Here is an 11295-nt window from a genome sequence, read left to right as displayed (position 1 = left end):
AAGGTCTGAAGCTTAAAAAAAGAAAAGGATGTAGGAATTTTCTCCGAGATAAATGCATCGGCGTCCAGAAATTATTTGAAGTAACTTAAAATTGACTGGATGGCGTATTTCAGTAGGCAGATGCGGCAGTGGAGGGAAAAAATTCTGATCATTCGATTTGTTATTATTCTCTTGCGAAAGGAGAAAATTCCTACTTTTTTATGTTCCGTATTTTGGCATTCTTGGCGGCATCCGAGTGATTGGAGAGCGATGTAATATTTTGTGTTGAAGGGGCTCGATTGTATTGGGTGAAAACCCTACGAGTGACATCGAATGCTGACCTTAAATAATCATGCTGTCCTAACTACTTTGCCTCCCTAACTGAATTCCCTGAATCGAGAAGTGAATGCCGTATTCCGGAAAACTGCCCGCCCATTATCTGGCTCTCGCCGAGTCTCCTGTGTCTGCAGAGAGTTTCGCCGGTGCGGACGTGCGTTTTTCTAATGAATACGAAGCGTTGGAAAGCGAGCTGGGTAAATCCCAGTCGATGCATCAGGGCGGTCAGGTCGATTGGCTAAAAGTACTTGAACAAAGTGAAGCCCTGTTGCGAACCCAGTCGAAGGATCTGCGCGTAGCCGTCTGGCTGACATGGGCGTTGTATCAGCGTGAATCTCTACAGGGGTTGCTTGCCGGCCTTTGTGTCCTGCAATACCTGTGTAAAAACCATTGGTCCGAGATCTACCCGGCCAAGGCCCGAACCCGCGCCGCGAGCATCAATTGGCTGGTGCCTCGCCTGGAGCAGGCGATAGGGGATGACATCGCGATTAGGGACCAACTGGCGTTGTTCCGACATCTGGTGGAGCAACTGGAAGGCCTTGACGCCGCTTGCACCGCTCACTTGGGCGATGAAGCGCCGTTGTTGTTGCCGCTGTGCCGGCGACTCAGAAATATGATCCGGCGCGTTTCTGAAAATCGACCGCAATCCGGCGTGGTTGGGGATGTAGCGGTTCAGGTGGAGCAGGCAGCAACACAGATGCTCGCAGTCGGTGTCGTGATAGAGAACGAAAAAGAGGCCCAAAAGGCCCTGCGAGTACAGCAGGACGGCGCTCGTATGTTGTGCACCTGGTGGCTCAAACAGAAAGCGACTGACGTTCGCGCTCTTCGCCTGAATCGCACGCTGATTTGGCTGCCCATCGACGCTTTACCCGAGCGCAACGCTGAGCAGATTACGTCGCTGCGCGGGCTGCCTACGGACAAACTCAAAAGTTATCAGGACAATCTCCAACAAGGCCATTTTGCGGATTTGTTGTTGGAGATCGAAGGTAGCCTGGCGAAGTCCCCGTTTTGGCTCGACGGCCAGCGACTCGCGTGGGAGTGCCTGCAAGGCCTGAACGCTGAGTTGGCCATGCGTGAAGTGGAAGTCCAATTCGCATTGTTCATTCAACGGCTAGAGGGGATTATCGATCTTCGTTGGCATGACGGCGCGCCGTTCGCCGATCCGGCTACCCGAGCCTGGATTGCTGCCCAGGTCATGCCTCATCTACAAAACCACACCCCGCAGCCCAAAGCTGATGTCACCGGCAGTCAGATGCTTTGGGAGCTGGCTCTGGAAGAGGCTCAGTTGGTCCTGCGTCAGGGGGGCCTGAAACCCGCCATCCAGATGCTCAAACAAGGTATGCAAAACGCTTACGGTGCGCGCGAGCGGTTCTGCTGGCGTTTTGCGATGGCTCGTTTGTGCTTCTCGGCCAGGAAATACGAACTTGCCAAGGTCCAGCTTGAAGCCCTCGATCAGACGCTACAGAACGCGGACTTGAATGCCTGGGAGCCCGATCTCGTGTTGCAGGTGCTGCATCTGTTGCATAACTGCTGTGAGCTGCTGCCCCAAAACCATGCAGTGCGCGAGCGCAAGGAAGAGACCTACCGCAGGTTGTGTCACCTCGACCTCGAACGGGTCATTGAATAGGCCTCCAGGCCTCAATCGTTAGGAGAAAGTCATGGCCAAAGAAGGCTCGGTCGCCCCAAAGGAACGCATCAACGTCACCTTCAAACCCGCTACCGGCGGAGCTCAGGAAGAGATCGAGTTGCCGCTGAAGTTGTTGGCAATCGGTGATTACACCCACCGCAAGGACGAACGCAAGGTCGAGGATCGCAAACCGATCAGTATCGACAAGATGACCTTCGACGAGGTGCTGGCCAAACAAGAGTTGAACCTGACGCTGAGCGTGCCAAATCGTTTGCAGACCGAGAGTGGGACAGAAGAGCTGTCCATGCATTTGCGCGTCAATTCGATGAAGGACTTCAACCCGGCCAACCTGGTCGATCAAGTGCCTGAGCTGCGGAGGCTGATGGAGTTGCGCGACGCGCTGATGGCCCTCAAAGGCCCCTTGGGCAACGCACCTGCGTTCCGCAAAGCCATTGAAGGCGTACTCGCCGACGACGAATCGCGTGCACGTGTACTGGGTGAGCTGGGCCTGAGCGCCTAAGCCCAGCAAGCCTGAGTCCCTATCAGTCAAGGAAACCTCCACTATGAGCACCCGAGCAGCGCAGCAAAAGAACAGTGAATACGGCGGATACAGCATTCTCGACAGTATCATCGCCGAAACCCGCCTGACCCCGGATGACGAAGCCTACGACATCGCCAAGCGTGGTGTGTCGGCGTTCATCGAAGAACTGCTCAAGCCGCAAAACAGTGGTGAGCCGGTCAAGAAAGTCATGGTTGACCGCATGATCGCCGAGATCGATGCCAAGTTAAGCCAGCAGATGGACGAGATTCTTCATCACCCGGCGTTCCAGGCGCTGGAGTCGGCGTGGCGCGGTTTGCAGTTGCTGGTCGAGCGCACCAACTTCCGTGAGAACATCAAAATCGAGATCCTCAACGTTTCCAAGAATGATCTGTTGGACGATTTCGAAGATTCGCCGGAGGTGATGCAGTCGGGGTTGTACAAGCACATCTATACCGCGGAGTACGGCCAGTTCGGTGGCCAGCCGGTGGGCGCAATCATCGCCAACTACTACATGTCTCCGAGCTCACCAGACGTGAAGTTGATGCAGCACGTGTCCAGCGTCGCTAGCATGTCCCATGCGCCGTTCATTGCTGCCGCCGGCCCAAGCTTCTTCGGTCTGGAAAGCTTCTCCGGCTTGCCGGACCTGAAGGATCTGAAAGACCACTTTGAAGGTCCGCAATTCGCTAAGTGGCAGAGCTTCCGTCAGTCGGAAGACGCTCGCTACATCGGCCTGACCGTGCCGCGCTTCCTGCTGCGCAACCCATACGACCCGGAAGAAAATCCGGTTAAGTCATTTGTGTACAAGGAGACCGTAGCCAATAGCCACGAGCACTACCTGTGGGGTAACACTGCGTACGCATTCGGCACTCGCCTGACCGACAGTTTTGCCAAGTTCCGCTGGTGCCCGAACATCGTGGGCCCTCAAAGTGGAGGGGCGGTCGAGGATCTGCCGCTGCACCACTTCGAGAGCATGGGAGAAATTGAAACCAAGATTCCCACCGAGGTGCTGGTTTCCGACCGCCGCGAATACGAGTTGGCGGAGGAGGGCTTCATTTCCCTGACCATGCGCAAAGGGAGCGATAACGCCGCATTCTTCTCCGCCAGCTCCGTGCAGAAGCCCAAGTACTTCGGGATCAGCGCCGAGGACAAGCATGCAGAACTCAACTACAAGCTCGGCACCCAACTACCGTACATGATGATCGTCAACCGCTTGGCTCACTACTTGAAAGTGTTGCAGCGCGAGCAACTCGGTTCGTGGAAAGAGCGCACCGATCTTGAGCTGGAACTGAACAAGTGGATCCGCCAGTACGTCGCCGACCAGGAAAACCCAAGCGCCGAGGTTCGTGGTCGTCGTCCACTGCGTGCTGCCCAGATCACTGTCAGCGATGTGGACGGCGAGCCGGGCTGGTATCGCGTCAGCTTGAATGTGCGCCCGCACTTTAAATACATGGGGGCCGATTTCACCCTCTCGTTGGTTGGCAAATTGGATAAGGCATAAGCGGGCGTCGTCTATGGCTGGGTACGGCAGTCTTTTCGAGCGCTTGAACGGCGATGTCGAAAAACGTTCAGGTTTGAGTCGCGATGTCTGCGTCATGGCTTCTGTGGCTGCACATCTGGCCAAGATGCTCAGCACCCGTGCGGGTAGCGTGCAGACGTCTCCCGATTATGGATTGCCGGATCTCAATGACATGCGCTTGAACCCGCACGATGCCCGGAGCCAAGCCCGCAAGGCGATCAAGGCGCTCATCGAGTCCTACGAGCCACGTCTCAGTAGTGTTTGTGTCGCGTCAGTGCCAAGTAGCGCTGATCAGCTCCGGCTGTCCTTCAACATCGACGCTTTGTTGGTTATGGACGGTGACAAGCAGCAAGTGAGTTTTACCGCGTGCCTGGACGGTCGCGGCCAAATCAAGGTCAGCCAAGGATAGCTATCGATGTCGTTCAACCATTACTACCAGAGCGAGCTGACCGCACTTCGCCAACTGGGTAGGCGTTTTGCTGAGCGAAACCCGGCATTGGCGCCATTCCTGGGGCACGCCGGGCGTGACCCGGACGTGGAGCGGTTGTTGGAAGGGTTCGCCTTTCTGACAGGGCGCTTGCGCCAGAAACTCGATGACGAACTGCCGGAACTGAGCCATTCGCTGATGCACCTGTTGTGGCCAAACTACATGCGGCCTTTACCGGGGTTCAGCATAGTGCAGTTCGATCCGCTCCAGCGATCCGGCCCTGCCATTCGGGTGGCGCGTGACACGTCGGTCGAGAGCAAGCCGGTACAGGAGGTACGCTGCCGTTTTCGTACCTGTTACCCGACCGAAGTGCTGTCGCTAGACCTTACCGGGTTGAGTTACTCGATGCAGGGCGATGGTTCGCTATTGAGCCTGCGTCTGGAGATGGGGTGCGAGGGGCATTTGGGTGAGTTGCAACTGAGCAGTCTGCGTCTGCACCTCGCCGGCGAGCGTTATATCAGCCAGATGCTTTACCTCAACCTGTTGCGCAACCTCAAAAGCATCGAGCTGATCCCGCTGAATGGCGCTGGCATGCCCTTGAGCATTGCAGATGGCTCGCCCCTAACCTTCAGGATCGGTGCCGACCGTGTCCAGCCAGTAGGGTTTGCCGAAGAAGAGGCCCTGATTCCCTATCCGCTTAATACCTTTCGCGGCTATCGTTACCTGCAGGAATATTTTGCCTTCCAGGACAAGTTCCTGTTCGTCGATGTCCACGGGCTGGACGTTCTCAGCGCGTTACCGCAAGAGACCCTCAAGCAGATGCGCGGCCTGGATCTGCGCTTCGATATTGGCAAGTGCGGTGTCCAGCAGCTGCGTCCGACGCTGGATAACGTGAGGCTTTATTGCACGCCTATCGTCAATCTGTTCACCCATGATGCGCAGCCGATCCGTCTGGATGGCAAACAGGACGAGTACCTGCTTCTGCCAGCCAATTATGACCGGGAGCACTGCGGTGTGTTTTCTGTCGAAAGTGTCATCGGCTGGAACCCCGGCGGTTTGGGTTATCAGCCCTATGTGCCGTTCGAGTCGTTTGAACACGACTCAAGCTTCGAAGCGCCCCATCACCGCCCCTATTACAGTGTCCGCCAACGTCTGTCCTTACTGCACGGCGGCCTAGACACCTGCCTGGGCTTTGATGTTCGGCACGCTCAGCCCCATGAGACCCTGTCGATCGAGCTGATGTGCACCAACCGGAACCTGCCGCAGCAACTGCGTGTGGGTGACATCGACCAACCCGGTGAAGGCAGCCCTGAATCGCTGAGCTTTCGCAACATCCGCCCGGTCACTCCGAGTTTCGCCCCCCCGCTCAACCGCGACTTCCTCTGGAAGTTGGTCAGCAACATGTCACTCAATTATCTGTCGCTGGCGGACGTGAACGCCCTCAAGGTGATTCTCGAAACCTACGATTTCCCGCGTTATTACGACGAGCAGACAGAGAAGGTCAGTAGGCGTCTGCTGGACGGACTCAAATCAATCAGGCATCAGCACGTCGATCGCCTGCACCGAGGGTTGCCGGTTCGTGGCTTGCGCACCGAACTGACCATCGACCCGCAAGGGTATATCGGCGAAGGCGACTTGTTCGTTTTCGCCTCGGTCCTTAACGAGTTTTTCTCGCTATACGCCAGCCTCAATTCGTACCACGAACTGCGGGTGAGCAGCACTCAGGGAGAGGTGTATCAATGGACACCCCGCATGGGCCAGCAGCCGCTTCTATAAGCGCGCTGACGCAAGGGATACGTGAGTACTCGCTGTTTCAGGCCGTGCTGCTGGTCATTGATCGGCTGCGTGAGGTCTGCCCGTTCTTGAATGATGAGGAACTCTATGAGCGTCTGGAGTTTCAGGCTAATCCAAGCCAGGGATTCCCTGCGAGTGACATCGATCGTGTGGAGTTTTTTGAGGAGCATGGGCAGGTACGGGCTCGTTTGTGTCTGAATCTGATCGGCTTGGTGGGTACAGGCTCGCCGCTACCGGCGTTCTATGGTGAGCAGGCCCTCGGAGAGGACGGGAACGGCAATCCGACTCGCCATTTCCTTGATCTGTTTCATCATCGACTTCATCGGCTGATGCTGCCGATCTGGCGTAAATACCGCTATTGCGCCAGTTTTCAGAGCGGTGCCGACGATCCATTTTCCGAGCAATTGTTCGCGTTGATCGGCTTGGGCGGCGAAGAAATCCGCAAGTCCACTCAATTGAACTGGAACCGTTTGTTGCCGTATCTGGGCCTGCTGAGTCTGCGGGTTCATTCGGCGGCGTTGATCGAAGCCGTACTGCGTTACTACTTCAAGCACGCCGAGATGAACATCGAGCAGTGTGTTGAACGCTGTGTAGACATCCTGGATGAGCAACGCAATCGTCTTGGAAGTTCCAATAGCCTGCTGAGCGCAGACCTGGTCCTGGGGGAGCAGGTTCGTGATCGCAGCGGCAAGTTCCGGATCCATATCCACGAACTGGATTGGCAACGCTTCCATGAATTTCTGCCCATCGGAGTCGGTTATCAGCCGTTGTGCTCGCTGGTGCGTTTCACCCTGCGTGCCCCCCTTGAATATGACATTCGCCTGGTCCTTCACCAGCGAGAGATACGTGAACTGCGTATCGGTGAAGGGAATACCTGTCGCCTCGGCTGGACCAGCTGGATGGGGCAAGAACACGCCGATGGTGTAGTGACCCTGGGCAGTAAATTCATTTGGAATGGATGACATGATCAACGTAGATCTACAGCAACTTATTCAGGCGTTGGACGCCGATACGCGCAGAGACTTGGAGCGTTCTGCCGAGCGCTGCGCGTCTCGTGGTGCCAATAAAGTCCTGGTGGAAGATCTGTTGCTGGGCTTGTTGGAGCACCCGCAGGGTCTGCTCGCGCATGCCTTGCTGGATGCCCGGATAAGCGCCAGCGAACTGAGCGCCGCCCTGCAACCGCGGATTGAACACGGCGCTTCCCATAACCCGGTATTCGCACCTGAGTTGGTGCAATGGCTACAAGATGCATTGCGAGTGGCCGATCTAGAACTGAGGCAAAGCCAGGTCGGGCAAGCCGCTTTGATCCTGGCAATGCTGCGTAATCTGGATCGTTACGCAGACAGCCCTTATCAGGCATTTCTCGCTCGGATGAACGCCGGGCGCTTAAAGGCGCTGGTCTTGTCGCGAGGAGCCCAACCGGGTACGAATCAATTGATCGCACCAGACGATTCCCTACTGCAGCGCTTCACTCAAAACCTGACCCAGCAGGCACGCGACGGCCATCTCGACCCTGTGCTTTGCCGGGATGACGAGATCAGGCAAATGATCGATATCCTGGTTCGTCGCCGCAAGAACAATCCGATCGTGGTCGGCGAAGCGGGAGTGGGCAAAACTGCCATTGTCGAAGGACTGGCCTTGCGCATTGCCGGCGGGGAAGTGCCGTCTGTACTCGAAGCCGTTGAAGTGCTGTCGCTGGATATGGGGTTGCTGCAGGCCGGAGCCAGCATCAAGGGCGAATTTGAGCGACGCCTCAAAGGTGTGATCGACGGGATCAAAACTTCACCTAAGCCTATCATCCTGTTCATCGACGAGGCTCATACGCTGATCGGCGCGGGCGGTAACGCTGGCGGCTCCGATGCGGCCAACCTGCTCAAGCCAGCCCTGGCTCGAGGTGAGCTTTGCACCATAGCGGCTACCACCTGGACTGAATACAAGAAATATTTTGAGAAAGATCCGGCTCTGGCCCGGCGTTTCCAGCCCGTGCGAGTGAACGAACCTACCGTCGGTGACGCAGTGACGATTTTGCGGGGGCTGGCTAGGGTTTATGAGGCCAGTCACGGTATTTACCTGCGAGATGATGCGGTGGTCGCTGCAGCACACTTGTCGGCCCGCTACCTGGCCGGCCGTCAACTGCCGGACAAGGCTGTCGATGTGTTGGACACTGCCTGCGCTCGAGTGCGCATCAGCTTGGCTACTGCGCCGCAAAGCCTTGAACGATTGCGGGGTGAATTGGCCGAAGGCGAGCGGCAGCGCCAGGCGTTGCGACGTGACGCAGAGGCTGGCCTGTCGATTGATATCCCGCAACTGGCGGCCCTGGAGGCACGTCTGGTTGCTGTTCAAGACGAGTGTCAGGTGCTGGAAACTCGCTGGACGGAGCAACGAACACTGGCCGAACACCTCCTGTCGTTGCGCCAACAATTGGCCGGTACGCGCTCAGCAGCAATGGATCAAGCACTGAGTGTCGAAACCCTGGAAGTGTCGTTGCACGAGACCCACAGCGCGTTGATGGCTGCGCAGGTTCACGAGCGCCTGATCAGTTTCGAGGTTTGCCCACGACTGGTAGCCGAGGTAATCAGCGCCTGGACGGGTATTCCGTTGGCGCAACTGGCAAGGGAGCACAACGCAAGAGTCGCCAGTTTCTCTGCTGACTTGCGCGCTCGCATTCGCGGTCAGGAGCAGGCCGTGCAGGCACTTGATCGCGCAATGCGCGCTGCCGCTGCTGGCCTGAACAAACCCGACGCCCCGGTGGGCGTATTTCTGCTGGTGGGACCGAGCGGGGTCGGAAAGACTGAAACGGCGCTGGCCATGGCCGACCTGCTGTACGGGGGCAGTCGCTTCATTACCACGCTCAATATGGCAGAGTTCCAGGACAAACATACCGTCTCGCGGCTGATCGGCGCGCCACCGGGTTATGTCGGTTTTGGTGAGGGCGGCATGCTTACAGAGGCAGTGCGGCAAAAGCCCTATTCAGTGCTGTTGCTTGATGAGGTCGAAAAAGCCGACCCGGATGTGCTGAACCTGTTCTACCAGATATTCGACAAAGGTCTGGCAAATGACGGGGAAGGGCGAGAGATTGATTTTCGTAACACCCTGATTCTGCTGACGTCGAACCTGGCCAGCGAACTCATCAGTGATCTGTGCGAAAACGGCGTGCAACCGAGTGTCGAACATCTCGAAACAACCATTCGCCCGATACTCAGTAAACATTTCAAACCGGCACTGCTTTCGCGCATGTGTGTGGTGCCGTACTACCCGGTAAGCGGGCCGGTACTGCGCGAGCTGGTGGAAATCAAATTGGATCGCTTGGGAGAGAGGCTGCTTCGTCGGCAGTTGGGGTTCAGTTATTGCGGGCGCCTCGTTGATCAATTCGTCGAGCGCTGTACCCGCAGCGACAGTGGCGCGCGGCTGATTGACCATTTGCTTGACCGACAACTAATGCCGCTGGTTGCCGACCGCTTGCTCGCGGCCATGGCGGGTGGTGAACAACTGCGACACGTACACGCCACGCTCACCGGTGAAGCAAGCGTAACTTGCGAGTTCACTTGATGGGCACGATGTTCAAGCAGGTTGCGCAACCGCTGGCCTGCGCTGAAGCCCTTCTGGCGCAGTTTTCCCGCCTGTCGCGGGCGGTGGATGATGCTGCATTGTCGGCCGATTTCATCCTGGGTGTGGCGAGTCTCAGTGGCTGCGAATTGGCGCAGTTGTACGTGTTTGACGCTACTCACTCTCGCCTGGAAATGCACACCGAATGCCTGGAAGGCCAGTTGCAGTTTCGTGAGCGCAGCAGCCTCCCTTCCGATTACAGCAGTGAGCAACTGTTGCAGTTCGCCTTGGATCAGAATCGCGTGGTGTGTCTTGGCACATTGAGTGGCAGCCTGCACAAAATAAGTTTTCTGCCGACGCGGGCAGCACCGTGGCAGTCGCTGCTCTGCGTGCCTCTCGTCAATCAGCAGGAAACCGTAGAAGGTCTGTTGTTATGCGCTAGCGATCGGCATATGGACCTGCATGGGTTTGCCGAGCCTCTGGGGGACCTTGGGGCGTTCGCCCTCAACCGGATGCATCAGTTACAGCGTGTGCCTCGTCCAACCCGGCCCGTCCCCACAAGCTTGCCCGGCGTAGATGGCTCTGGCCTGGTCGGCAACAGCGCGGCAATGCGCCAGACCTGGTCATTGATCAGCAAAGTCCTGCACAGCCCTTACACCATCCTGCTGTGTGGTGAGACCGGCACAGGCAAGGAAGTGGTGGCTCGGGCGATCCACGATTGCGGTGGACGGCGTTCCAAGGCGTTCATCGTCCAGAACTGCGCGGCAGTTCCCGAACATTTGCTGGAGAGCGAGCTGTTCGGCTATCGCAAGGGGGCTTTCACCGGGGCCGATCGGGACCGCCCAGGGCTGTTCGATGCGGCCAACGGAGGCACTCTGCTGCTCGATGAAATTGGCGACATGCCGTTGTCCCTTCAGGCCAAGCTGCTGCGGGTGTTGCAGGAGGGAGAGGTCCGTCCGCTGGGGTCCAACGACACCCACACAATCGACGTGCGCATCATTGCCGCTACGCATCGCAACCTGAAGCAGTTGATGGAGGAGGGAAAGTTCCGCGAGGACCTGTATTACCGCCTTGCTCAGTTTCCGATCCAGTTGCCGGCGTTGCGTCAGCGCGACGGAGACATCCTTGAGCTGGCGCGGCATTTCGCCGACAAGGCTTGCACGTTCTTGCGACGAGATCCGGTGCGCTGGTCCGACGCGGCGCTGGGCCACTTGGCTGCGTATGGTTTTCCCGGAAATATCCGTGAACTCAAGGCCATGGTGGAAAGAGCCGTGCTGCTGTGTGAGGGCGCAGAACTATTGGTCGAACATTTTGCTTTGCACATCGAAACTCCTCCAGACCAAGACCACTTAAGTCTGCGTGAACGGATGAGGCAGATCGAACGTAAGTTGCTGATCGATTGCCTTCGCAAAAACGCCGGTAATCAGACGCTTTCCGCCCGCGAACTCGGCTTGCCGCTGCGCACACTGCTGTATCGCCTTGGGCGCCTGAAGATCTGTCGCAGGGACTTCGATGAATGACTCTCGCTC

Annotated in this window: 8 protein-coding genes; all 8 read left to right on the top strand. The window is 57.2% G+C overall.

Annotated features, from left to right (window positions below; translation table 11 throughout):
* Positions 1 to 385 precede the first annotated feature (385 nt).
* Genes tssA through GKKCFE_RS25315 form a run of 8 tightly spaced genes read left to right on the top strand, consistent with a single transcriptional unit; the run spans position 386 to position 11286 of the window.
* Positions 386 to 1942 carry a type VI secretion system protein TssA gene (tssA, locus tag GKKCFE_RS25350; protein WP_445577245.1) on the top strand — a complete coding sequence of 519 codons (1557 nt, stop codon included), beginning with the start codon at positions 386 to 388 and terminating at the stop codon, positions 1940 to 1942.
* Between the two features lie 31 nt (positions 1943 to 1973).
* The gene (gene tssB / locus GKKCFE_RS25345) at positions 1974 to 2462 is read left to right on the top strand and encodes a type VI secretion system contractile sheath small subunit (RefSeq protein ID WP_047226741.1); all 489 of its coding nucleotides are present in this window, start codon (positions 1974 to 1976) and stop codon (positions 2460 to 2462) included.
* 43 nt (positions 2463 to 2505) lie between these two features.
* Positions 2506 to 3981 (top strand): type VI secretion system contractile sheath large subunit, encoded by a 1476-nt coding sequence (gene tssC, locus GKKCFE_RS25340; protein ID WP_188251864.1) that lies wholly within the window; start codon positions 2506 to 2508, stop codon positions 3979 to 3981.
* A 13-nt stretch (positions 3982 to 3994) separates the two neighbouring features.
* On the top strand, positions 3995 to 4408 hold the full coding sequence (gene tssE / locus GKKCFE_RS25335; protein ID WP_445577244.1) for a type VI secretion system baseplate subunit TssE: 414 nt from the start codon (positions 3995 to 3997) through the stop codon (positions 4406 to 4408).
* A gap of 6 nt (positions 4409 to 4414) precedes the next feature.
* Entirely contained in the window at positions 4415 to 6202 is a 1788-nt protein-coding gene (tssF, locus tag GKKCFE_RS25330) for a type VI secretion system baseplate subunit TssF (protein WP_445577243.1), read from the top strand.
* Positions 6166 to 7182 carry a type VI secretion system baseplate subunit TssG gene (gene tssG, locus GKKCFE_RS25325; protein ID WP_445577242.1) on the top strand — a complete coding sequence of 339 codons (1017 nt, stop codon included), beginning with the start codon at positions 6166 to 6168 and terminating at the stop codon, positions 7180 to 7182. The genes tssF and tssG overlap by 37 nt, the downstream gene beginning before the upstream one ends.
* Before the next feature lies 1 nt (position 7183).
* On the top strand, positions 7184 to 9769 hold the full coding sequence (gene tssH / locus GKKCFE_RS25320; protein ID WP_445577241.1) for a type VI secretion system ATPase TssH: 2586 nt from the start codon (positions 7184 to 7186) through the stop codon (positions 9767 to 9769).
* Between the two features lie 8 nt (positions 9770 to 9777).
* Positions 9778 to 11286 carry a sigma-54 interaction domain-containing protein gene (locus GKKCFE_RS25315; RefSeq protein WP_445577240.1) on the top strand — a complete coding sequence of 503 codons (1509 nt, stop codon included), beginning with the start codon at positions 9778 to 9780 and terminating at the stop codon, positions 11284 to 11286.
* Positions 11287 to 11295 lie beyond the last annotated feature (9 nt).

Source organism: Pseudomonas sp. E141 (genome assembly GCF_052659885.1).
The sequence above is the reverse complement of the archived record's forward strand: the minus strand, read 5'-3'. Positions and strand labels throughout refer to the sequence as shown.